This window comes from Bacteroides intestinalis DSM 17393, from assembly GCF_000172175.1.
Classification (GTDB): domain Bacteria; phylum Bacteroidota; class Bacteroidia; order Bacteroidales; family Bacteroidaceae; genus Bacteroides; species Bacteroides intestinalis.
The window spans coordinates 245,192-271,400 of the sequence record NZ_ABJL02000007.1; the positions used below are offsets into that span (position 1 = coordinate 245,192).

At 40.9% G+C, this 26,209-nt stretch carries 18 protein-coding genes; 3 read left to right on the forward strand and 15 right to left on the reverse strand.

Translation table 11 applies throughout. The features are described 5' to 3' along the window. Window position 1: 1 nt before the first annotated feature. On the reverse strand, window positions 2-1,900 hold the full coding sequence (locus BACINT_RS04985) for a glycoside hydrolase family 97 protein (protein WP_007661078.1): 1,899 nt from the start codon (window positions 1,898-1,900) through the stop codon (window positions 2-4). 327 nt (window positions 1,901-2,227) lie between these two features. Further along, window positions 2,228-4,645 carry a glycoside hydrolase family 127 protein gene (locus BACINT_RS04990; RefSeq protein ID WP_007661079.1) on the reverse strand — a complete coding sequence of 806 codons (2,418 nt, stop codon included), beginning with the start codon at window positions 4,643-4,645 and terminating at the stop codon, window positions 2,228-2,230. 256 nt (window positions 4,646-4,901) lie between these two features. Here BACINT_RS04990 and BACINT_RS04995 point away from each other — a divergent pair, with 256 nt between their 5' ends. The 3 genes from BACINT_RS04995 to BACINT_RS05005 all read left to right on the forward strand — a co-directional run bounded on the left by BACINT_RS04995 (window position 4,902) and on the right by BACINT_RS05005 (window position 11,613). Then, window positions 4,902-6,821, forward strand: coding sequence for an alpha/beta hydrolase-fold protein (locus BACINT_RS04995; RefSeq protein ID WP_044154872.1), 1,920 nt, complete (start codon window positions 4,902-4,904; stop codon window positions 6,819-6,821). Window positions 6,822-7,015: 194 nt separating this feature from the next. Next, window positions 7,016-9,100 (forward strand): hypothetical protein, encoded by a 2,085-nt coding sequence (locus tag BACINT_RS05000; protein WP_007661081.1) that lies wholly within the window; start codon window positions 7,016-7,018, stop codon window positions 9,098-9,100. Between the two features lie 140 nt (window positions 9,101-9,240). Beyond that, entirely contained in the window at window positions 9,241-11,613 is a 2,373-nt protein-coding gene (locus tag BACINT_RS05005) for a glycoside hydrolase family 127 protein (protein WP_007661086.1), read from the forward strand. An 8-nt stretch (window positions 11,614-11,621) separates the two neighbouring features. Here BACINT_RS05005 and BACINT_RS05010 read toward each other — a convergent pair whose 3' ends face one another. From BACINT_RS05010 to BACINT_RS05085, 13 genes are all read right to left on the reverse strand, one after another. Beyond that, window positions 11,622-13,529: a glycoside hydrolase family 97 protein gene (locus BACINT_RS05010; protein ID WP_007661092.1), complete on the reverse strand. Its 1,908-nt coding sequence runs from the start codon at window positions 13,527-13,529 to the stop codon at window positions 11,622-11,624. A gap of 17 nt (window positions 13,530-13,546) precedes the next feature. Then, a complete protein-coding gene (locus BACINT_RS05015; RefSeq protein ID WP_007661093.1) occupies window positions 13,547-16,654 on the reverse strand; it encodes a glycoside hydrolase family 2 TIM barrel-domain containing protein in 3,108 nt (1,035 codons plus the stop codon). A gap of 692 nt (window positions 16,655-17,346) precedes the next feature. Then, window positions 17,347-18,321, reverse strand: a complete 975-nt coding sequence (locus BACINT_RS05020; protein ID WP_007661095.1) for a DUF2059 domain-containing protein — start codon at window positions 18,319-18,321, stop codon at window positions 17,347-17,349. 413 nt (window positions 18,322-18,734) lie between these two features. Beyond that, on the reverse strand, window positions 18,735-19,139 hold the full coding sequence (locus BACINT_RS05030; protein WP_157448645.1) for a TlpA family protein disulfide reductase: 405 nt from the start codon (window positions 19,137-19,139) through the stop codon (window positions 18,735-18,737). Between the two features lie 32 nt (window positions 19,140-19,171). Further along, the gene (locus BACINT_RS05035; protein WP_007661098.1) at window positions 19,172-19,777 is read right to left on the reverse strand and encodes a DUF4369 domain-containing protein; all 606 of its coding nucleotides are present in this window, start codon (window positions 19,775-19,777) and stop codon (window positions 19,172-19,174) included. A 33-nt stretch (window positions 19,778-19,810) separates the two neighbouring features. Continuing rightward, window positions 19,811-20,179 carry a hypothetical protein gene (locus tag BACINT_RS05040; protein WP_007661099.1) on the reverse strand — a complete coding sequence of 123 codons (369 nt, stop codon included), beginning with the start codon at window positions 20,177-20,179 and terminating at the stop codon, window positions 19,811-19,813. A 1-nt stretch (window position 20,180) separates the two neighbouring features. Beyond that, entirely contained in the window at window positions 20,181-20,483 is a 303-nt protein-coding gene (locus BACINT_RS05045) for a hypothetical protein (protein WP_007661102.1), read from the reverse strand. Between the two features lie 574 nt (window positions 20,484-21,057). After that, a complete protein-coding gene (locus tag BACINT_RS05060) occupies window positions 21,058-21,345 on the reverse strand; it encodes a hypothetical protein (RefSeq protein ID WP_007661107.1) in 288 nt (95 codons plus the stop codon). A gap of 101 nt (window positions 21,346-21,446) precedes the next feature. Then, a complete protein-coding gene (gene lepB / locus BACINT_RS05065; RefSeq protein ID WP_224321201.1) occupies window positions 21,447-22,196 on the reverse strand; it encodes a signal peptidase I in 750 nt (249 codons plus the stop codon). Further along, a complete protein-coding gene (locus tag BACINT_RS23580) occupies window positions 22,183-22,758 on the reverse strand; it encodes a hypothetical protein (RefSeq protein WP_007661109.1) in 576 nt (191 codons plus the stop codon). Before BACINT_RS23580 ends, lepB begins: the two co-directional genes overlap by 14 nt. Beyond that, on the reverse strand, window positions 22,742-23,989 hold the full coding sequence (locus BACINT_RS05075) for a 6-bladed beta-propeller (protein ID WP_007661110.1): 1,248 nt from the start codon (window positions 23,987-23,989) through the stop codon (window positions 22,742-22,744). Before BACINT_RS05075 ends, BACINT_RS23580 begins: the two co-directional genes overlap by 17 nt. Then, window positions 23,989-24,357 (reverse strand): hypothetical protein, encoded by a 369-nt coding sequence (locus BACINT_RS05080; RefSeq protein WP_007661111.1) that lies wholly within the window; start codon window positions 24,355-24,357, stop codon window positions 23,989-23,991. Before BACINT_RS05080 ends, BACINT_RS05075 begins: the two co-directional genes overlap by 1 nt. Before the next feature lie 22 nt (window positions 24,358-24,379). Then, entirely contained in the window at window positions 24,380-26,155 is a 1,776-nt protein-coding gene (locus BACINT_RS05085; RefSeq protein ID WP_021968015.1) for an O-antigen ligase family protein, read from the reverse strand. Window positions 26,156-26,209: the final 54 nt, after the last annotated feature.

Below are 26,209 nucleotides of genomic sequence, written 5' to 3' on the forward strand. Positions count from 1 at the left end.
ATCATTTTATAACAGCTACAAATCCTCCACGCGGCAAGCATTTTATCTCCACACTCATTTCGTCTTCTGACAAAGGAAGATCCTCTGCAATAGTAAAGCTTCTGTCATATATACCATCCTCAAACAAGGTTATTTTCTTACCGACAACGGAAAGGTCTTTCAGCAAAAAACAAAGGGTTCTCGGTTTATTGGTTCCATTAATCCCTGCAATATACCATACATCTCCTTTGCGCCGTGCCATAACAACCTCCATACCCGGATAGCCGGCCAAAAGCTTCGTATCATCCCAGGCTACCGGCAAATCCGATAATAACTTCTTTACAGGTTCCGGCATATCATAGTAAACCGAAGGCCTGTCTGGCATATGCTGCAAGGCCGACTCAAAAATTATCGGTAATGCCAATTCATGACCGTAAGAGGTGATATGCGGATGCTGAGAATCAGAGAAAGTGCCCGGAGTATAATCCATTGGACCTACGACATTTCTCGTAAAGGGTAAGGTAGCATTGTGTTCCGCAGCCCGATTCGTCAAAACTGGAGTGTTATTGTACCATTCCGCCCCATATACTCCCTCCACCGACATCATGTGAGGATACGTACGTTGCCATCCGCGAGGAATAGTGGCACCATGAAAGTTAAGCATCAATTTATACTTCACGGCATCTTCAAGCAGATCTATATAATAATTCATTGTAGAAACACTATCACCCGAGAAGAAGTCAACTTTAATGCCGGCAACTCCCATATCGCTTAACCATTTATATTCCTTTTCCCTGTCTGCCTTTTTATTCAGACGAAAGAGAGGACCGGGACCTATCCAATTCGTGCTCGAATTATACCAGACCAAAGGTTTAACACCTTGACTCAAAGCATATTTCACGGCATCTTGGATGTTTCCCCCATTTCTCATTACATCCCATTCCCAATCGATCAGATCATAAGGCCACTTCATCTTGACTGCTAGGTCAATGTATTCCTTCACGATTTGATAATCTTGAGAACCATGGTTGTATGCCCAATAAATCCATGACACCATTCCGGGTTTTATCCATTCCGTATCCTCCACCTTAGAAGGGTCAGACACATCCGTCACCAGTGTAGACTCAGCAATATCAGCTAAAGAACCAGCAATAAGCAATCGCCATGGAGACTCCCACACACCGCTAAAAGCAAGTTTTTTATCGCCCAATCGTACCTGATAATTATCGCGATTATCCCCGTTATACAGAAAAGAGCCACAATGCCCCCGTCTGATATTAGCCTCCGTAATCAGCACAAACACAGAATCCCGTGGCTCTATAAGCGCCGGATAGCCCCAAAGGTCAACCTCCGGACGATTGGCAAGCTTACCGTCAGTAGACAGCGGGAAAAACTTTTCATAACCCGGATCATATTGTTGTATCCATCTTTTACTCCCTTGTGGCAAGGCGTACGCCGTATATTCATTAATGATATGTTCTTCATCCGAAATAGCCTTAAGCCCATACTTAAATGCAATCCCATCGTTGTACACCCTAAACGTTACCTCCAAAGTTTGCCCTTCATTGTTTTCCAGAGAATAAACCCGTTCGGAAGCCTCATTCACACAATGGCTCCGTTTTCCTGTAATCATCCTATAATCATCAATCACGGATTTCGGTTCCGAAACTGATTTCAGTCTTAAGTTACCGGCAAACTTTTGCGCATCTGTTTCCAATCCCAGTTCGGAACGAAAAAGAATACTATCTCCCTTGTAATGCACAACGAAAGCGGCTTTTCCATAATCGCCATCCTTTGTTGTCACTACACCAACCTTTAAGGCTCCGTCAGGAGAAATAGTATCAAATGTTGCCGAGTGGCACGAACTGATTATAACAGCTATTACAATCCCCCATGTTTTTCTAAGTAAGTTCATAAACATACATATTTAGTTAGTACAACACCCCTGCCGCATGAAACTTTGTTTCCTTCCATGGAAACCCTGTTTACCCCCAATGATAACTTCATTTACACGCCGAAGTAAAGCTCGTTACATACCGTGGTAAAGAGCGTTACAATAAGGAGTAAATGGCGTTACATACTGCGGTAAACGTTTTTACATAGTGATATCAACTATCGGTAAATGCTATTTGCTGATAATCAATAAGCTATCCAAATTCGTTGATTAAGTTAATTCATTTCAGGCAGGTTATGAATATTTCTTCCTGGTCACGCTCACACCTACCCGATATGTTCCCCAAAAAGACTTTCATTTATCTGTCACCGTCGATTCTGGAACCAACAATCGTACTGCAAAAATCCCTCCTGCTGTAGTATCCGACTTACTCTGGAACCTAACCGTAATTTTATCTTTCGATTTCAGCAAAGTGGCCGGAATATTATATTCCACATTGCAGAACAAGTCTTTCTTCCATTTCCCGACAATATTTTCCGTAGCGATAGTTTGACCATCAACCAGAATATCAAAGCTTCTACTACCAGACTCAGCTCCCCAATAACGGACCATCAATGAGAGATTCTCATTTCCTTTCGTGGTCAGTGTATATTCGAAATATCCTCCATTACGGGCATCACGCCACGCCTCACCGGCATGTACTCCACGATGCGAATCCTGAGTTTTCATTGCATGATCCGACTCAGGTTGTTGCTCACCCGATGATACCATATCCACAGTACGCTTGTCGAGTATCATTCTCCCATTCTCTTCAGCTTCTACGGCTTGTTTATATTCCCTGAATGCGGGCTCGGGCATTGATAACCAATACATCATATAGCGGCTATCATGAATTCCATAGAATGGTTCAAGTATTAGATTCTTATATTTTCCCTGAGTAAACAAACCGGGAACAGTAAAACTAAAAGATTTTCCTTCGACCGGCTTCATACGATTCAATTTATTCAGAATATCACTTCTTTCCCCTATGATATAAGGTACATCAAAAAGTGAAACCAGAGATCCGTGTGCAATATGCTCCCAACGCCCGTCTCCGGCAATTAATCCGGGCATATTTTCCGTTCCCGTCCTCGCACCTAACAATATAGGGCCACGCATAATCGAGATAGCGTTAGGTACATTAGGCAGTTCTTCAATTCTCACGGTCATCGGAGTTTTTATTTCCACCACATCTCCTTTTGACCATTGGCGATCAATGGCTATATAAGAACCTGGCTGTGCATTTTTTGCATAATCAACTCCATCGCAGACCACCTGCATTTTTCCCTGCTCCACCCATGAGGGATAACGTATCAGCAGTTTAAACTGTGTTGCTTTGGAAGGATTAACAGTCAACGTAGTCCCTTCTTCATTCGGAAAGTCCGTTTCTTGTACAATCTTAATCTTTTTCTCTTTCCAGTTTAATTCGGAAGGTATAAAAAGATTCACATACAGAGCATTATCCACCGTATCATGGGTATAAATAAACTGCCCGTATTTACCATGATTCTCCATACCGGTACCTACACAACACCACATTGCTTCTCCCGGTGCCGAATAAACACGATAATGCGAGGGGCAAGCAGGTGTGAAATATACGTATCCCCCATGTTCAGGGTGCTGGGTAGAAAGGATATGATTATACAGGGCACGTTCATAAAAATCGGCATATTCCACTTTGGGATGGATACGGAACAGACCTTCGGTAAGTTTCAGCATATTGTTAGTATTACACGACTCCGGTCCCTGACGTTCATGCATATAATCGGAACATTTTCCTGCTTCGGGAAAATGCTCACCCCGACTGTTTCCGCCTAATGACAAAGAGCGATGAAAAACTACAGTCTCCCAGAAAAATTCAGCAGCAGTCATAAATTCATTGTAATCCGAAGCAGTTTTCGAATTAAGTTCGGCCACACGTTGATATCCCACGGCTTTAGGCACTTGTGTATTGGCATGCTTGTTATCCAGGTTATCAATGCGCCTTGTCATACTATCGAAAATCTGCTTGTGTGAAAAGCGCTTCGCCGTATCGAGGTATTTAGGATTGCCGGTCATTTGCCAGGCATCCGCATACACTTCATTCATACCACCGAATTCATTATCCAGCATACGCTCCATTTGCCGGTCGTCTAAATTAGAAATAACGTCGACACCCCAGTCACAGAACTTCAAGAAGATCTTTTTCGCTTTTTCATTTTTACCGTAAAGCCAGGCATCCCGCAGTCCGGCATAGGTTTTATGCATATTATACCAGGCCACCCAGTAGTTCCATACAATGCCTACATTTCCTTTTCTTATTTCTTCCGCAAACTTCTTACTGTTCGGAAAGCCGCAAATAGAACCGTCATCATTAGCCTGCTGTACACGCGCAAATTCAGAAACCATATAATCCATGCGTTTTTTGCACTCCTGATTACCTGTAGCGGCATAATGAATGGCTAAAGCGCTCAGATAGTGCCCACCGATATGCCCGTCAAGACCGTCTTTTTCCCAGTTACCATACGTTTCCGCTTTCTTAGGTAATCCTGCTTCACGCAGGAAAGGGGCCAGCAGACGATCGGTATCATATTGAAGCAGAACCTTAACGTTCAAATCACAGGCATGCTTAAAAGGGCCTGCAGTTATTCTCACATCTCCCAAAGGAAAAGTGTTCGGATAAAGCGCGTCCTGCGCAGCAAGGTTTGTAAAACTAATCGTTATCAGTAACAATAGAATCCATTTTTTCTTCATTTCCTAATCCTTATTTATTTCCATTTATAATCATACTTCCATACGATCTGGCACAATGCAAAAATAGGCCTATTGTATTATAGTCATTGTCAATTCCAGACATTTGATTTTAGATTTCAGATAAAACTTACCGCAGCTCTACTGTACTTACTCCGTACATTTTTCAAAAGATGTAACATCAGGAAAGAAACATGTAACATCATTATTGGGCTGAGAAAACAGAATGCTGTATGTTTGCGACATAAAATTCAGAACCATGAAAAACATTGCAATCATTTTAGTATGCGCATTGGCGTATTGCTTCGGGGTACAGGCACAAAGTACCATCCCCCACTCCCAGGCTGGTTTCGACGTAGAAAAGGCAGGAATAGCCCAAGGGAAAATAGAAACAGTGACTTATAACTCTAAAACCGTTGGTACGAAGCGGAAAGCATTGGTTTATACCCCTCCCGGCTTCAGTAAGAGCAAGAAATACCCTGTACTTTATCTGCTGCATGGTATCGGTGGCGATGAACTGGAGTGGTTCAATAATGGCAAACCACAAATCATTCTCGATAACCTGTATGCCGAAGGTAAACTAACACCGATGATCGTAGTACTCCCCAACGGAAGAGCCATAAAAGATGACCGCGCTACGGGCAATATCATGGCTCCGGATAAAGTGGAAGGCTTCGCCATTTTTGAAAAAGATCTGCTGAACGACCTGGTTCCTTTTATTGAGAAGACATATCCTGTAATCAAGAATCGAGAGAGCAGGGCCATCGCAGGACTGTCAATGGGTGGCGGGCAATCCTTAAACTTTGGTCTGGGAAATCTGGATAAATTTGCTTGGGTAGGAGGATTCTCATCCGCCCCCAACACCAAAGCACCCGAAGTGCTTGTTCCAAATCCGGAAGCTACCACACAGCAACTAAAACTGCTGTGGATATCCTGCGGGGACAATGACAACCTGATGTCTTTCAGCGAACGTACTCACCTCTACCTGCAACAGCATCGGATTCCCCATATCTTCTATGTGGAGCCCGGAGGCCACGACTTCAATGTATGGAAAAACGACCTCTACCTGTTCTCTCAATTGCTATTCAAGCCTGTAGATACGTCAAGCTTCGACAAATATGGCCTTCATGGAGCACGCGCAGAATCCAACGTACGGAACTCCAAATATCCGCAACTGACGGCAGACCACCGCGCTATTTTTCGCATAAAAGCCCCGGATGCACAGAAAGTACAGATAGACCTGGGACGGAAATACGATATGGTCAGACAGGAAGGAGGTATCTGGGAAACGGTAACCGATTCTTTGGGTGAAGGTTTTCATTACTATTCACTATTGATTGACGGAGTAGCGGTATCCGATCCCGGAAGTGAGACTTTCTATGGCATGGGACGCATGGCAAGCGGCATTGAAGTTCCTTTCAAGGGTGGAGAATATTATGCACTGAAGGATGTGCCACATGGTGATATCCGCATGAAACGCTACTATTCGGAAGTAAGTCGTTCGTGGAGACGCTTCTTTGTATATACACCTGCCGGATATGACACCCGCACGGCTGAAAAATATCCTGTTTTATACCTGTTGCATGGTGGCGGAGAAGATGAACGCGGTTGGGCTACACAAGGCAAAACCGATCTGATAATAGACAACCTGATCGCTGAGGGAAAAGCTAAACCGATGTTGATAGTGATGCTCGATGGCAATATGGCTTCTGCCGGGTTCAATGCCGGTGCCTTGAAAGCATTCGAAGCCGAGCTGATGCAGGCTGTCATTCCATTTGTAGAAGATAACTACCGTGTCAGAAAAGAAGCAGACAGCCGGGCACTTGCAGGCCTCTCTATGGGAGGCATACAAACACTTTATGCCGGCCTATACCATACAGATTTGTTCGCTCATCTCGGTGTATTCAGTTCCGGATGGCTACCTTTCTACCAGAAAATCGCAGATGGCCAATACGAATTTATCAACAAGAATAAAGCAGCAATAGACTCTCAACTCAGATTACTCTGGATCGCCATGGGAGGCAAAGAAGATATAGCCTACCAGAACTGCCAGAATATGCTTAAAGAGTTTGATACACTAAAACTGAAGTATACGTATTCCGAATATCCGGGTGGACACACCTGGCCGGTATGGAGAAACAATCTGTATAATTTTGCACAGTTATTATTCAATAAATAACAAAAGGCACATGAGAAAACAATCTATCTTCTTATTCAATACTTATAAGGATTATCACAAATATATCTGATTTTGAAATTCAAATATCTAATATCGAAAGCCAGTCATTCTTCGATAGCTTACTTTTGTCGCATAGTGTCCTATTGAACAAATAATAACATAAATATTTACGTATAAAAAAGATTAGATTGGTTATGAAAAGAATTCAAATCATTTTATTATTATTTGCTATTGTCCCCATGTTTGTAATAACAAAAGCAATAGCCGGTAATAATAATCAGCCCAAAACGTCCAAGTTTGTTTATCATGGAGCTGGTAATCCGTATCTACCGTTATGGGAACATTTGCCGGACGGAGAACCCCGTGTTTTTGAAGACCCCGACAATCCGGGAAAGTTTCGCGCTTACATCATCGGTTCGCACGATGTCCGTTTCGGCAGTTATTGCGGGCCGGACATCAGAATGTGGTCAGCACCCGTAGAAGATTTATCAAGCTGGCGTGACGAAGGAGCTATCTTTACCTATCAGGTAGAAGGACAATGGGATGTGATGTACGCTCCCGACCTTGTTGAAGTGAAAAGGAAGGACGGCACAAAAGAATATTATCTGTACCCGCATAGCCGCGGTAGAGACAGAGAAGCAATGGTTGCCAAAGGAAGCCGTCCTGACGGACCTTTTACCCCTATCAACCTGACCGCTGATGGTACAAAAACCCTACCCGGAAGTATTCTGGGATTCGACCCGTCGGTATATATTGAATATATCACAGACCCGAACGACCCGGATTATGAAATCGGATTCAGAGCCTATGGATATTGGGGATTTCAACGCTCATTAGCCGCCCAACTGGATCAGAACACCATGTATTCCGTACGCCCCGGAACAGAGGTTATCCCCTATTTCATGCCGGCAGGCGTCCGCAGAGGCAACAACCGTGGTCCGAAGAATATTTCATATCCGCACATCTTTCCCGGAGAAGACCTTGAAGCATTCAACTTCTTTGAAGCCTCATCCATACGTAAGATTGGAAATAAATATGTGACCATCTATAGCGGACATTCAGGTCCCGATTATGGATTGGGCAGTTCCAACTCCACTTTGCGCTACGCTTATGGTGACTCTCCGCTGGGTCCGTGGAAGAGCGGCGGCGTTCTGGTCGATTCGCGTGCACCGGTGCTAAACCAGGATGGTTCACGACTGCAAACAACTAATGCAGGACACAATACGCATGGAAGTATAGAACTCATCAACGGACAATGGTATGTATTCTACCACCGTCCGCCCCGTGGCTTCGGCAACGCCCGCCAGTCGATGGTAGCTCCAATCCATGTGGAATGGGATAAGAAGCCGGTATCGGAAGGCGGTAAAGTTTCCATCAGAGCTTACGACCCGTATGCAAAAGATAATATCTGGACAGCCAAAGACAGCCAGGGGAATGAATACAAAGGAGCGGAAGTAACTTCGGAAGGCTTCCATATATTTGGTCTTGATCCTTATCAGTATTATTCCGCAGGATTTGCATGTTATCTCTCCGACGGACGTATCCAACAGGATTCATGGGACATCTGGGATAACCACGCTCCTATCACAAACGTGAAGAACGGCAATATAATAGGATATAAGTACTTCGGTTTCGGCGGATTGAATAAAGATAAACTGGGCCTGAAAGCTTTCGAAGGAACCAAAAAGGGAAACAAAACAGCCTTCAACCTCTTCCTTGCACCGAAAACATCAAAGACATTTAAAGTGAATGTTTGGTTAGACGGTCCGTGGAATAACGAAACCTGGAAAGGAACGAAGATAGGTGAGATAGTTGTTCCCGCCAATTCGGCACAGGAAACAACACAGTTTACAATCGACGTATCGAAGTTTGTTGACCATTTGGACAAGAAACATGCAATCTACCTCGTTGCTGAAAGTCAGGAGACCGGCGATCTCTTTGATTTAGCCGGATTGGGATTCAGTTCCAACAAGAAGAAAATTGTTCGTCCGGTTGTCCCCAAAGTAAATATCGAAGTAAACGGAAAAGCAATCGAAGTACCGGAAACTCCTGTACGTTCCACCGAAAGCAATGGTATCACCGGCTATGACATCTATGAGGCTGTCTACAAACTTCCCGCCGGAACAACCGGAATACCTACTGTGTCGGCATCAGCAACTGACAAGAGTGTGAAAGTAGAGATTATCCAGACAACATCGGTTTCCGGAACTGCTATTGTGAAATTCGACTATAAAGGGGTGGTTAAAACATATAAGGTTGTGTTTAGCCCGCTTGCATAAGAAAACAAATAGCGATCAGAATATTATAGTCAAATAGAACTGATTTGCGAGAAATGAAATTCATAAATCATTGATATAAAGAGAATAATTTATGAAATTTGCAATACATTTCTATTTGACTATATAAACAGATTATAAGCATGAAAAAGTCATTTACCATTCTATTATTAATGTGTGCAGGCATAGGGGCAAACGCACAAGATAAGTTGTATCCCAACGAGTTTCCTCTCTCGCAAATAACACTCCTCGAAGGACCCTTGAAACATGCCCGTGACCTGAATATCGAGACATTGCTCAAGTACGACTGTGACCGCCTGATAGCTCCCTATCGAAAAGAGGCAGGACTGACACCCAAAGCAAAGTGTTATCCCAATTGGGACGGATTGGACGGACATGTGGGAGGACATTACCTCACAGCTATGGCGATTAACGCAGCTACCGGCAATGAAGAATGTCGCAAGCGCATGGAGTACATTATCAATGAAATAGCCGAATGCGCCGAAGCTAATTACAAGAACCATCCCAAGTGGGGTGTTGGCTACATGGGCGGAATGCCTAACAGCCAGAATATATGGAGCGGTTTTAAAAACGGCGACTTCCGCGTATACAGCGGTTCGTGGGCGCCTTTCTATAACCTGCACAAAATGTATGCAGGCTTGCGCGACGCATGGCTATATTGCGGCAACGAGCAGGCAAAGACTCTTTTTCTACAGTTCTGTAATTGGGCAATCGATATCACATCAGGTCTGTCGGACGAGCAGATGGAACGGATGCTTGGCAACGAGCATGGCGGCATGAACGAAGTGCTTGCTGATGCGTATGCCATTACCCGCGAACAGAAGTACCTTGACTGTGCGAAGCGTTTCTCTCATAAACGGTTATTTACTCCTATGTCCCAGCGGCAGGACTGTCTCGACAACATGCACGCCAATACGCAAGTACCCAAAGTTATCGGTTTTGAGCGTATATCAGAGTTATCGGGCAATGAAGATTATCACATGGCAAGTTCATTCTTCTGGGACATTGTAACAGGCGAGCGCAGCCTTGCATTTGGCGGGAATAGCCGTCGTGAACACTTCCCTGCCAAGGATGCTTGCATGGATTTCATCAATGACATCGACGGACCTGAGAGCTGCAACACCAACAATATATTGAAACTGACAGAAGACCTCCATCGCCGTAACCCGGAAGCGCGGTATGCCGACTACTACGAGCTTGCCACTTTCAACCATATACTCTCCACCCAGCATCCGGAACATGGAGGCTACGTCTATTTCACACCTGCCCGTCCCCGCCACTATCGCAACTACTCCGCTCCTAATGAAGCAATGTGGTGTTGTGTCGGCACCGGTATGGAGAACCATGGTAAGTACGGACAATTCATCTACACCCATGTAGGTGATGCTCTTTTTGTGAATCTATATGCGGCTTCGCAACTCGACTGGAAAGAACGCGGCATCACGCTACGTCAGGAGACGGCTTTCCCTTATTCTGAAAACAGTACTATTACTATTGCGGAAGGCAAAGGCACATTCAATCTTATGGTACGCTATCCGGGATGGGTACATCCGGGCGAATTCAAGGTCAGTGTAAACGGAAAGCCAGTCGATATCATTACAGGTCCGTCATCATACGTCAGCATCAATCGCAAATGGAAAAAAGGCGATGTGGTGAATATCAATTTCCCAATGCACTCATCCCTGCGTTACTTACCCAACGAACCGCAGTACATTGCTTTCATGCATGGACCTATCCTTCTCGGTATGAAAACCGGTACAGAGTCGATGGCTTCACTCATAGCAGATGACAGTCGTTTCGGGCAGTATGCAGGCGGTCCCAAACAGCCTATTGATAAAGCTCCAATCCTCATCAACAATGACATCGCCAGCATCCCGTCGCAGCTCACTCCTGTACCAGGTAAGCCGCTGCACTTCACACTGAGCACCCGCATGGAGAACAAGATTGAAGGAGAATTGCAGCCATTCTTCGAAATTCATGACTCTCGCTATATGATGTATTGGCTTGCTCTCACCGAAGGCAGTTATAAGCAATACATTGATAACATTGCCAAGCAGGAACAGGAGCGTCAGGCGCTTGAAGCAAGCACTGTCGACAAAGTGCAGCCAGGCGAACAGCAACCGGAGACCGACCACCAGATGGAAACCGACGAGTCATACACAGGCAACACAAATAATGTCTTCTACCGCGATGCCCGCAACGGACATTATTTTAGTTACCTCATGCAAACCGATGGTTTGACTGACCTCAAGCTACGCCTCAAGTATTGGGGAGTGGGCGAATGGAAAAGCCATGAGTTCGATATTTATATTGATGATGTATTTCTCCGTTCTATCAATAATACCGGCAAATACCGCATATCGGAGTTCAAAGCAGAAACCTATGACATTCCGGATACTCTTTTGCAGGATAAGAAACAAGTACGCGTCAAGTTTGTGGCAAAACCAAACAAGCAAATAGGCGAGATATATGAAGTAAGATTAATAAAACAGTAGCTGGATAGCTACTGTTTTATTTCTTTTCCAATACGGATACAAGCCCCGCCACCCGGCGCCAACTTTATACTCAAAACCTCATTCCGGGTTACTCTCTTTTTAGAAACCTTCATCGTTTCCCTGTTACTTAAATAATGGGCATTCTCTCCATCTTCTACAATTTCCGCTTCATAGTCTCCTTTACCTAAGAAAGACAGCGGCACACGTAAAGTTCTACTTTCTTCGTTAGTTGCAGCTCCTATCAAGAATACTCCATCTTCCGCTTGACGCATCATTACGATATATTCCCCTATTTCGCCATCTAAAGTCTTACTTTCCAGCCAAGGCATTTTCTGTGCAGACAAAAAGCGGAGTAAAGCAGGATATTTACGATAATATTCAGGAATATCCGGAATAATCGTCGCGCCGGAGAAAGTAATCAATGTCCGTGCAGCTTCCGATACCACTGTCGAAGGCACTTCCTGATTATTATCCGAACGTGTCGTTCTTCCTTGCCGAAGGTCAAACATACCGTTATTCATATCAATCGGGCCGGCTACCATATTTACAAATACCGAAGTTACAAAGGTTTTGGGATAGAAAATCTCGTGTCCGTCCAATTGAGCCTTGCAGTATTCACGTGTCACAGCATTGGGCCATGTCCGCATCTGCCCATAGGGATGCACCGGATAATCATGAAAATCTACCAATAGCTTATACCGTGCACACATTTCCGTTATACTCTTTGTTCTGGTATTCTTCTCTTCAGGGTTTCCGGCCATAAAACCATACTTCACTCCGGCAGCTCCCCACTCCCCGTATTGTTTCAAAGTTTCTTCCAACGGATAATTACGTCCTCCCACATCATTCAGATACAGCCAGATACCCACTCCTTTCTGCTTTCCATATTGAATCAATTTTCGCACATCCCTGGCCTTATCTCCCTTAACGGGGTCCGAACCCTGCTCAAACTCAGGTCCATACCAATTGGCATCAAGAACCAGATAGGCAAAACCCTGCTCTGCGGCAAAATCAACCGCTCTTTCCCAGGAAGGATAGGACATTGTATAATTAAACCCTTCCCACTGAGCACCATTCATACGCCAGTCCCACAATGCAACTCCCGGCTTCACCCACGAAAAATCATATTCTCCGGAAGGTTCCGGATTCAGCAATTCCACGAGATGAGAATCCACCAGATCGCCCGGCCGGTTGCCACAAAGCACCACACGCCATGCCGATTGATATCCTGCACGGAGTAAATGCGGTTTCGCAGAAACAGAAAACAAGCATCGCCCCTTTTCCGATTTCAGTTTCAAGGGTTCACCCTCATCCAGACAAGCCTCATGTACAGCCAGGTATAAATCTTCCGCAGCCTTCACCGTCATCACGGGCAAGCGCTCGCCATCTGTTTCGGTCAATCGTTCCGGACCGATATTATGCCTTTCTCCATTATAATACCACGCGGTATAGTCGCCTGCAAAATTAAAAGTGGTAAGTTCCAGTGCAGAACCCGCCCCTTGAGGCAACACATAGCGAAAAGCCACACCTTCATTATAAGCCCGCGCCACTATCTCCAAAGCATCCGATGATTCCGCTTCATTCACAAAAGACAACTTCATCTCATTGTATTTATCGGGCACTACGGCACGCTTTCCCCACAGAGGCTTCCAAACAGAATTCACTTTATTACGGATAACCTTTCCCATTTTCCATCCTTGGGAAGGAAAAGACACCCCATCCTCTGTTTTAAATCCCAATGCAGAAGCCTCAATCACTTGTTTACGCTTCACAGATAGTTGATAAGTCAGCTCACCGGCATCCGTTTGAATAATCGCTAACTGTATCTTTCCGTCAGGCGAATCAACCGTACATCTTTTTTCACCTGCATAACAATATGTTCCTATCAATAAGAACAACAAACACAATTTTCTCATAATCCGATTTTATCACATCAATAAACTTTATTAAATACCGGCTTCATTATAAAGCTGAATTCATAATTACCGTACGGCAAGCGGTATTGCGGATAAGCGATAGCTCCCCAACTATTTTCACAAGCCAGACCCAATTGAGCCTTGTCTATGCAAATATTCGTATAATCCACCGGGATTACTTCCGGCGAATGACGCTGATCTTTATTCAATCCGTCGTCCAAAGATTCAATCGTATAGTTCAGAGCTGATGCCGAGAACGGGGCTTCTGCAACAAATTGCAACCCGGAACCCGCTTCGTTCAGTTGTCTCCACCAACGTATATCAGTCTTAGTACCCGTTTCCTGCGGACGGATATATGGGTAGAATTGTTCAGCCACCGTCTGGCGGTAAATTCCCAAATCTGTTGCATGATTGCGGTCCGAATAGTTTTCCACAGGACCTCTGCCATAATAATTGATTCTATAGAATTCATCAGGCATCTGCATCTGCATGCCGAAGCGGAACATATCGGGCACTTTCTCTGCTTCACCGGCAGCCATTTTCTGAGTAACTTTTATCTCACCTGCATTATTTATCACATAAGTCAGATATAGTTTAGCAGAGACATCCGGCATTTCATATCCGGCTTCAACTACAACCGTCCCATTCTCCTGCTTGTTGGTAAATGAAGTCCTTTTAAGTTTAGGATTCAGCCATACCCTGTATTTGTGCTGCAATCTGGCACCATAATCATTGTCAGTAGGCGCACGCCAGAAATTAGGCACGAGCTGTCCGCCATCATTCATCAATTCCTTGCCTGCAACCTTATATCTGCTCAGGAAACCATTGTTCTTCGCAAACTCAATAATGAAATCCTCACCTTCAATAATCAGATAATTACCATCATTATTATTCACGGAGGGAGCAACGGATTCTATATTCGCTTTCTTCACATTCACTAATGCCATATCGGGTGCCTTATAGGGAGTGACGGGCATTTGAGCTTTTGCAACAGTAAATCCGGGAGATAATAAGGTTTCAGCCTTTTTAAGTTTATAAGATACATTCAGCAATAGTTCCTTGTCTTTATACGAGTTTATACCGGAGATGTCCAGTTTCAGTCTTGCCGATTGTTGAGGAGCTACATCAAGATTGCCAACAGTGCCGGCTTCTACCAATTCACCATCTGCCAATAACTGCCAATCCAGATAATAAGCGGAAAGATCACGGAAGAAATTCTCATTGAAGATTTCTATTTCTCCATTTTGCAGGTTGACGGGACGTGTCCAAATGGACTGATAAAAGTAACCCACTTCGTACATGTGCGGATTCGGTACCCTGTCAGGGCTTATCAGACCGTTATCACAGAAATTATTATCCGAACCATCGTACTTATTAAAATCTCCGCCATACGCATATATCTCTATGCCGTCCTTATTTTTCCAACGCACAGACTGGTCAACAAAGTCCCAGATGAATCCACCCTGAAATTTGGGATATTTGCGTATCAGGTCCCAATATTCTTTGAATCCACCCATAGAATTACCCATAGCATGCGCATATTCACACTGTATAAGCGGTTTAGTGGCATTACTCTTGGCATAATCCTCGCAAGCGCTATACCACAGATACATCGGGCAGAAAATATCGGTATAATAATCATGACCGGCCTGTTCATATTGCACGGGGCGCGTTGCATCTTCCGCTTTTATCCAACGATAGCAAGCTTCGAAATTAGGACCGGGACCGGTTTCGTTACCCAACGACCAGATAATGACCGAAGGATGATTGTAACTACGCTGCACATTACGCTGGTTGCGTTCCAGATGTGCTTTGGCAAAAGACGGGTGTTTAGAAAGCTGATTATTAGTATATAACATTCCATGCGCCTCTACATTAGCCTCAGCTACGACGTACAAGCCATACTCATCGCACAGTTCATACCAAAGATTGTTGTCAGGATAGTGGCATGTACGTACGGCATTGATATTGAACTGCTTCATAATCCGGATATCCTGCAACATACGCTCCCGCGAAACAACATATCCATAATCCGGGTCCATCTCATGGCGGTTGGCTCCCTTAATCAGTACAGGCTGCCCGTTCACAAGCAGTTGCGCATCTTTAATCTCGACTTTACGGAAACCTACTTTTACCGGAATAACTTCTAAAATATCATTGCCATTCTTCAAAGTAGCTGTCAGACAATAAAGATTGGGCATTTCCGCACTCCATTTAAGGGGATTCTTAACCTCCATGGCAGTCGAAAGATTGCCCGAACCATTCACCCGGGTGTTTGCAACGACATTACCTTTCGAATCCGATAGTTCCAATTCTACAGTACCCCGTCCTTTCATTTGGAGGGCAATATCCAACGAACCGTTGGCATACTGTTGGTCCAAGTCGGGAGTAACTCTGATGTCCTGTATATAGTTCTTGTTGCGGGTATACAAGTAGCAATCACGCCCCACACCCGAAAAACGGAAGAAATCCTGGTCTTCAAGATATGACCCGTCGCACCAACGGAACACCTGAAATGCAATCAGGTTTTTACCCGGTTTGAGATAACCCGACAAATCAAATTCCGCTTCCAATTTACTGTCTTCACTATACCCAACGTATTTACCATTCACCCACAAATAGATATTAGAAGTGACTGAACCAAAATGTGCAAAGATTTGCTTATCCTTCCACTCCGCCGGTATAACAATCTCCTTACGATAGGATCCCACATGATTGTTCTTTACGGGTATTTTCGGAGGATCTGTTCTGAACTGGTTCTTCCACGGATACCCAACATTGACATAAATAGGATCTCCATAGCCATTTAGCTCCCATACAGCAGGTACTTTCAGCTCATCCCACGCACTATCGTTATAGCCCAACCGATAAAAGTCGTCCGGGCGCTGGTCAGCATTCCTTACCCAATTAAATTTCCACATCCCATTCAGTGACAGGAAATTATCAGATTCTTCCTTCACACCTGCACGGGCAGCATCGGGCGATTCATAAGCAAAATAGTTGGCATGCATCGGAGCACGATTTACAGCATTTACCTCCGGATCTCTCCACTCATTCTTTTGTGATAAGGCAATTGTCTGAAATCCAATAGCCAAAGCAAATAAACTGAATAGCTTTTTCTTCATATCATTATTATTTAAAATATTTTTAATCAGTTAGTCCTGTCATACTTAATAAATCTTGCAGGTATCTACGGAAACTTTCACACTTATATTCCTCACAAATATAAGAGCGTTCTACCCTCCATGACTTTTAATTTCAGACATTTTATTATTGAAAATAGATAAATCCGGCCTTTTTTAGCTAAAAGCTACCTAATCTCAAAAGTCCGATTCCAAACAAACAGTTTCAATAAAGTTTTTCGATAAGTTGTCAGCACTCCAGCACCGATAACGTTCAAACCCCTTGTCAGCCGCAGTTTGATGACAGTGCTGACAAGGTGTTTGTAAGTGCTGACAAACGTTTTGTCAGCACTGTTTTTCAGTGCTGTTTTTACCTGTTTTGCAATATAACTTTCTGATTTATAACACTTAGTCCTATTATGTGCGATTTTCCCGAATTTGTATTCAAATAGTTCTTTCTTTATCGGTAAGTCGGGTCTGGTTGATATTGTATAGCTTCAGTCTTGATTGGGCTATGATTTCTCTCGGTAGTATCTGCGGAAATTCCAATGCCTTGATAGGAAACACAAGTTTCCGAGTGCAGGAAACGACAGTTTCCCCTAATAGGAACGACAGTTTCCTCTAATGGAAACGCGAGTTTCCTTTAATGGGAACTGTCGTTTCTCTTCATGGGAACTGCTGTTCCTTGATGGGGACTAATATATTTCCTTGGCTCTCTTCTTAGAAGACCGTAAGTAATCCTTTACTTTCACATTACAATATGTCTTGAAAATCCCATCATCATTGGAAGGTAACCTGTCTTTTTCATGAGGCAACTCAAGAATATCAATCACTTCTACACTTTTTTTCAGTTTGGGGAAAAGGAGACTGACATAGATATACTTGGAGTTGAACCCCTCTACAGTCAATAATCTGTCTTGGGGAGTTCCTCCGTCATATCCTCTCACGTGGTATTCATCACCCGTTTTTTTGTCAATTATCACAAACCCCGGACTATAGTACAGCCATTGCCAATTAAAATAGATAGGTTGCAGGAAAGTTACTTTCGTATCTTTGGCTCTTCTCTCAATGGAGTATAATGAAGGTTTCGTTCCCTCTGCTCTGTTATAAGGTCTCTTAGCCACCTCAATACTATCTTTCGGAAGCGCATAAGCTGCATCATATAGTTCCTGGTCCCGATTTCTCGTTTGCTCCATTGCATCCATGCTCTTGTCAGATTCCTGATGCAGTTCTTTACTCATATCCACTTGTAGCCGGCTGACCAATAACGGCATAGCTTCACGCATAATACTTATTGCCGACTCTCTATATCGCTTTCCCAAAGGGAATTCATAAAACGCAATGGTTTCTTGCAGATCCTCCAAAGCTAAATGTTTCTTGTAGATAGGCATGTATATCTCCATGACCATCCGTTCCATCTTCTCTCTCCACAACTTAGCAAATGTATCCCAATAATCAGCATCTTTTTGGGAGGCATTCATCCTTGCCACGGCCAAAGTCTGTGGCAGAATCTCATCAATAGAATTCAAAGCACCGGTAACTTTCATTAGCTTCTTCAAAGCTACTTCATATTCACTCGTCTCATCTGATTGTTGTGCGGAAACCGGTAAGACAAAACTCAACAATGCGACTACACACATTGCGACTTGAAAAATAATTTTGTTTCTCATAATATAGTTTTTAAATAATCTGTGATATTTATTGCATAGATAGTTCATAAAGTAAGTTTTAACACAATCACTTGCAACTTCATCATCTGATTATGGTTGTATCGAATAAATTATCATATATAATAATTGACTTATAATGTATCGCATTTCTTTATAATATTTTTTCTTCTTCAAAAAACAGTCCACTGTTATCATAACAAACACCCAAATAAGTAATGTTACAGGCGTCTTATACTCTTTTTCTAAAGGGTTCTTTAGAATAATATAAAAGTTTAAAGATACTAATAAGATTTCACTGAATACAATAATCAAATGTCTCATATTATCTATATTTACATTATATGCCCATTAGCGAACAAGTAATCTCCGTTATAGTTATTTCATTTATAGAATGCATACCTACCCTACGCCTTTCAGTTTTGGAAAAGACGATTCAAATCCTCTATACTGAAATTTCTTTTAAGAATTATTCCGTCGGGTGATATCAGCATCAATACCGGTATTTTATTTATTCCATACGAATTCACAAACGAATAATCCGCCAGTACTTGTGTCCAAGGAAGCCCTAACCGCTTAAGTGCTTTTTCCCAGTTTTTCCTATCACGATCTATTGAGATAGATAATAACTTTAGATTTTTGGAAGCATATTTCTCGCCCGCATTTCTGATTTCCGGTAACTCTGCAATGCAAGCCCCACACCACGAAGCCCAGATATTCACTAACACATAATGCCCCTTCCCTATATAATCCGACAAATACACTTTTGTGCTGTCTGGTAATTCCACTTTAGAATCAACAAAATTACTGCCTTCTTGCACACTAAGCAGCTTTGTTATAAACCGATTGTTTTTCAGCATGGAGAGGCATCGGCAAGCATAGCGTTTAATTCGTCAACGGTAATCTGTTCCTGAAAAATGCGAATCCAAAATGCAGGAATTATATTATCAAGATTCTCATAAACAGTTCTTTTTATAAATTCCTTTGTTTGTTTTATCACCTTTTCACGGGTAATTGCATATAATTCCTTTTTCCTTTCAGTTTCAACATTCAGACTATCCAATTTCTTAAAAGCATCTATACCAGCTTGATTCAGCACTTGATACTCCCTCCAACTCTTTTGAAATACATCATTAATTGGAGTGCCTTCGCACCAACCCTCCTTACCATCTGTACAAATACGAATATTCCCATTCTCAAGTACGGTGAAAATCCCATCCATACCATCAATGCATACAGCCGCCCAGCAAGGCTGTAGCAACTCTCCTTTAAAAATGAATTTTCCATTCACGACATTCGTACTATCAGCCTGCCGATTATCCTCTTCCACCATAATCAGGAAAACTTTTCGTCCTTCATATTCGTGATCTGTACTTCCTTCAATACTGTAATGTACTTGAGAGAAGGTTCTTCCTCCTACGAGAAGCAAGATTATTAATAGTACTATTTTCTTATCCATTTTAATATTATTATCAACGGTTCAGTAAAAAAACTACTCTTTTTCAATAATCCCTTCTTCCTCCAATTTCTTCTTCAACCAATAATAAGTATCAAGTTTACGATTCCAAACGTCATCGTTATCATCACTCAATAAACATGCTTTCTTCAAGATGCTTTCATGACTTTCTTCTGCAACAGGAGAGGCAACTTCATCCAATTCCGCAAATTCCACTTCTATTTCATCCCCTATTTTAAACTCTCCTCCATTCCATGTAACATGTATTCCTTCGGGCATTTTCAAACCTCCGATATTCCAGGAGCCTCCATCATATCCATGTTGCATTATCATAAGACTGACTCCACCATTTGGAATACCCGCTTTCCAAACAGCATCCCTCCATTTTACAATAATTCCTTTCATGCTATATAAGTCCTTTTCCTTGTAATTCCATTTTTAATTGCTCGTATCTCCTTTTCATCTCATTGCGATCACAATCTTCAATTGTCAAGACAGGCGATACCTTATCCGTAACGACCATTTTTATCAAGACTCTGTCACCTTCTTCCAACTTCTCTGTGAGCCAAGTGAGATAATGCAGACCATCACTTCCTTTTATTTTGATTCTGCCGGAAGAACATCCGAATGTCAAATCCGCAAATACAAAATAATCCGAAGCGGCAACTATAGGTTCTCGACCATTTATACTTATTTCAAAACCTATCATAATCACTTATTATACAAAGCTCTATCATTTTTTTTAATTTGATAATTTTTAATCATAACCACCCATATACCCACACAAAATCCCAATACACCGATAAAAAGTGAATGAATAATTGTAGGCTCTGCAATTCCAAACCATTGACACATGTATATCCGTATTATATACCCCGATATTAGTGCCATTAAAAGACCTAATGCATATTTAATAATTGCTTTTATCATTGATTTATTACATATTGCAGACACATTTAAAACTTCAAGCCTTTCGCTCCTTTTTTTAATTCTATCCGTTCAAAGTGCTATATATTCCCTTCTATGAAATGGAAACTCACAGCTAATGTTTGTTTTACCTATTTTTCTTTGATAATAGAAAAAAACACGAACAAACATATGAATAGCAACCATAACAGCTATCATAAGACATACGATCATCCAATATGTTATATCTTTTTCATTGAAAAGATACTGCAATAGAAAAGCAACTACTGCACCTCCTATAATGTATTTCAAAACAAATGAATACTTCATATTATTGATCATTAGTTATTATTTTAGTAGAATCACTCTTTTATCATTTACTGATCCTTAACTTCATCTTCGTCTACCCATTCAGACAATTTCTTGATTTTTTCTTCTAATAAATCAAGATCTTTGTTTGATATCGAATCATAGTCTTTGACTTCATAATACCAATTCTTAATATCAGGGTATTTTTTTCGAATCTCTTCAACCCTCACTTCCACCTCCTCAGGAGTCATTCCACCCTTCTGAGAAGGGCAGTCCTCAATGATAGTATCATCATTAGTGCATCCTTGCCCAAACAAACAGAATACAAATAATAAAAGACAAATTAAATGTTTCATAAAATTATTTTTGATTCATACACTACCATCACTCAATATATACACTTTATTCAGCATGCTCTCATCAGTTTCTTCTATAAAAAGAAATCACTTTATAAAACTCATAACTTCCTAAACATCCTTTCCCAACGAATTTTGCCCATATCTCTATCTTTAGAAAACCATATAAATTGCCCTGTCCCTAATATAAAATCTTCTGGTAATATTCCCCAAAAGCGCGAATCATAAGAGTCAACGCAGTTATCACCACGCATGAAATAATAATTATTTTTAAAACGGTAACTATGCATCAATGTATCGGCATGCATTACTGTGCCATTAAGGAGCTTCGGCATTATCCCTGTTTCATACTCTATGCAACGATTATAATGCCGAAAATTCAATGAATCAATAACAACTACCTCTTCCTGACGAGGAAGATATACACTGTCTGAAACTGCATCCCATTCCCAAATATAAGTTTCTCCCGGAATAGCTACACACCGCTTACAAAAATACAAGTCAAAGTTCATTCTCATTTGTTCCTCTCCTTTAGAATAGGGGAAGTTAAATACCACCACATCACCTACACGCACACTGCGATCGCCTTTTTTCCGACTTATAATATAATGTCCTAAACGGGCATTATCTTCTCTCACCAATCGCCTTCCTGGAATACGTAAAGAGATTATAATGTAATCTCCTGCAAGTAAGGTAGGCGACATGGAATAAGTGGGAATAACACACGATACCAACCAATAAAGCCGAATAAAAACATAAGTTTGCACAAAGCCTAAACACCACAAAATTCCACAACTCAAATGTTTCAAGCATTGCTTAGAAAACAATTCCACAAACTTAATTTTTATCAAAATATTCCATCTTACTTTTTACACCACTAAGATATATACGCGTCATATCTTGCATGTTCTTTTTAGGAAAGAAGAAAGAATTGAGTCTTCCAAATTCATCTATAAAAGCAAAAAATCTTTGTTCAGTTCCATTTTCTCTATGAAACGGGAACTTTATAGAATCAGTGGAAACATTCATATATCTAAAATTACTAAACTTATTTCTAAGAATTATTTGATTGGTACGAGTTGTTCTATATACCGGAAGCAGCAATATTTTATCCTTTCTAATATCTTCCTGAATCTTATATAACTCTGCAAGATCTTGATATATACATTCATCACACATATCCTCTGAAAAACAATATATCAAAATATTCTTTCCCGGAAAAACAGTAGAATTTATACTTCCCATTGATATATCTTTTATCATTTCAACAGAATATATCACATAAGATGATAGTACATCAGTTTTCTTACGCAAGGTACTCATTTCGCATTCATTCTTTATACACATATAAATAATCTGTATAATACAGGCTACAACAAATATAAAAAATGTTTTCTCAATTCTTGTATTCATAATAGAGTATTACAGGATTTGAATCTTCATTTAACTCCTTTATGCTTTCTCGATTTATCAATTTTTCAGATATATTATCCTCATCTATAAAATATTTCAGCTCGGCCAGATTATCATTTGAAATATAATAATATCCTCCCATACTATCTGCACACAAAAATTTCGGCAATTGAAAATATTCAGGAATCATTCGAAATAAAACATCATTTGCCACCCGAGAATAAGTAAAAGCTATTCGTTTTTTCTCATCGTATTGCACAAAATAGAGGATTCGTCCCATACAACTAAAATACAGCATAGAGTCACACTCAAAGACATCAGATATTTGATAGATTTTGTTCTGAGCAGACAGACGAGTCAGTAAAGACATCATACGCTTACCACGAACTCTTGGATTGGAAGTTGGAACTTTTTCATCTTTCAGAAAATCTTCTTTCTGTACCAATCGTTCACTTTCTATTGCTAAAAAAGGGAATACCGCATCGCCCTTTATACACATAATGGTATCCATCAAACCTAGGACAAATAGATCCTTATTTTCTCTAATGTTATAAAATATATTTCCATGAATGAGTTCATCATTCCAACCCTTATTATAATATACCGCATCAAACCATTGAGCTATTTTCTTCCCCGATTTAACATCTATCTGATACAATAAATAATAAATTGACTCCTTTTCTTCATTTCTGTTTGAGGCTTGAGCCGCATACAAACAACCACTATTACACATGATATAATCAATGTCAATACTTTTATCTATGATTATGCTCTCTTTATAAGAAGCTGAAAATATATCATACTTATGAATCCTATGCTTAGCCATATCATATATATAAATTTCCCCTGCGTCAGCATTAATTCCAAAATCATTGCAACTGACATATTCATCCGGTCCTGCACCCAAATTTCCGAATTTACAAACAAAACTACCATCTTTACAAAAAGCATATACTCCTTGCGCTCTTCGGTCTAGCAAATATAACTTATCCTTATAAACAAGCATTTTGCTTATTTCAGTCAGCATAACTTCTTTGTTATCTAAAATAATAGCCGTTACTTTCTTATAAAGATCAGAATACTTAAATTCAGATGTACATGTACTATCCAAATTAGCTATAAATATTTCACCTCTGTCTACCTTATGATTTTCATTTTTACACGAAAATAAGACAAACAGCAAAATACAGAATAGTATTTTATTAACAGCAGCACATTTAACACCCATCATTATTTACACTCTTTTTTATCAATATATTCATCATGCTTAATCATAGCACCTTCACAATCATAAAAATAATATTCAACTCCATCATCACAAAGACCTAGTCCTTTACCTTCACATTTATAAGTAATAGTCGCACGGCCATTTTTCTTCACACCACGACAATCTTGTATAGACATATCACCAGTTATATCAGTACGACATGTACCATCATCGTCTCCACCATCCGGGTCACCTTCGCCTCTAGAAACAGAAACCAAAGATGTCATTAACAAATCATTTGAATAATCTATATCCAACATAACTTTTACATTCAGTATAGATACTGCACACAACACAATCGTAAATACGATCAATTTTAGATTCTTCTTCATAATAATTTAAATAATAATTAGACTATTTATAAATACTCAGCAATTGGCTCATTTCTTTCCTCATCTCACTAATCGCATTGGAATAAACCTTAGGAGACTTAGTCATGACAATAATAGCCATTTGCCTTACTTTTTCTTTATTCAAGAACTCAGGCTCAGCATAAAGTTTTGCTAACAAATAATAAGGATAAAAACGCTCCGGGATTAAGAATAACGATTGTTTAAAACAATATTCCGCTGGCTGATAACAACTAGCCGCTTGATAATAAACCCCTTGCATATTCCAAATATAAGAATCACAACTTATTAATTTAGCACGTTCCAGCACATTACATGCCTCTAAATATCTACCTTCAGAATAGAGTGAGCTAGCATAACTCAATAGAAATTTTAGATTATAATTCAAATAGGAATACAAATATTCATAACCTTTAGATGCAGCTATATAATTCTGTCTACTAAATAATGTATCGGCATTATACCATCGTTCGTCAAGTTTATCCAAATCACGCATTCTATAAATTCCAAATCCAATACCACCACAAAGTAATAGCGAAAAAGGTAATATCAATAAATTCCCCTTCACCTTTTGCTCTCTTTTTTCATTCTCTGATACACATACAACAGAAAAGAGAACAGCCCCTATACCAAAAGGTAATATTTGTAGTGGATAAGAAAAAAAAGAAAATATTGCTAGCGAAAACAGCGCTCCACAAAAGCCATACTGTTTACTGGCAATCCCTCGTTTAAAAACAGATATACCAAACGATAAAATCAGTAACAATAAAACGATCCCACCTTCCAAACAAAATTGCAAATATTCATTAAATGCATATTCAGCATATCCTGCCACTCTTTTTTCCTCCATTGTACCATTACCTGCTGCAAAATAAGCAGCTTGCGCCTTTCCATAAACCATTTGGAAACTTCCCGGTCCATACCCCATAAGTGGCTTTTCCATCACCGCAGTACAGGTATTCTTCCATATTAAAAGGCGTCCTCGTGCAGAATCTGCTTTCAATTGAAAAAGCAATATAAAAATTAAAGCCATAAGCATACAAACAGTCAAAATAAAGCTTGCTGCCTTACGTGGAAATTGCCTAGCATAACTCCTACAAGCCATCAACCAACCTTTGTGCATTCCCCAAATCCACAATAGGCTAATTCCTATTGCCAACCAAGCCGAACGGCTCATAGTAGCAGGTACGATACAAAGCATCAGAGCTAATGCCCCCAACCAGCAATAACGTCGCCAACCTTGAGCAGACAACAAACTATGAAGACAGAGAGGAAGCAACATTGCCAGATATCCTGAATAAGGTCCAGGATTGAAGAACGGTCCCGTAATACAAAAAAGAAGATGATTAGAATGGCAGAAACTATAAAGTTGTAGCAACCCCCAACCAGCCAACATACAACCGATTCCAACAATCCCAACAGATACTATATTCTTTGATACCTGTAAAGAGGAAAAAATTATTCGTACCACATACCACAACAGTAATAGTATAGCAGCATAAATCACTTTCCAGTCCGCTAAATGCAATTGATAGTCATACCGCATTAAATAATAGAAAACTCCAGCAGTTATCAACACATCTGGCAGTTTGAATCGAAAATTATTTCCTTTTAGAATCGATAATATAAAAGCCAACAAGCTTGTTACTCCTATACTTACCACCAAAGGAAAAAGCAAGAAGTAGCAATCATTCGCCCCATAATTCACAAAAGTACTGCAAAGCACCCCGCAAAAAACAAAGGTAGAAACTATAGATATAGTTATTGACTTAAAACTCATATTCTAAAATTACAATTGACATCTAACTATTTTTTAGGTTCCACACTACTAGAT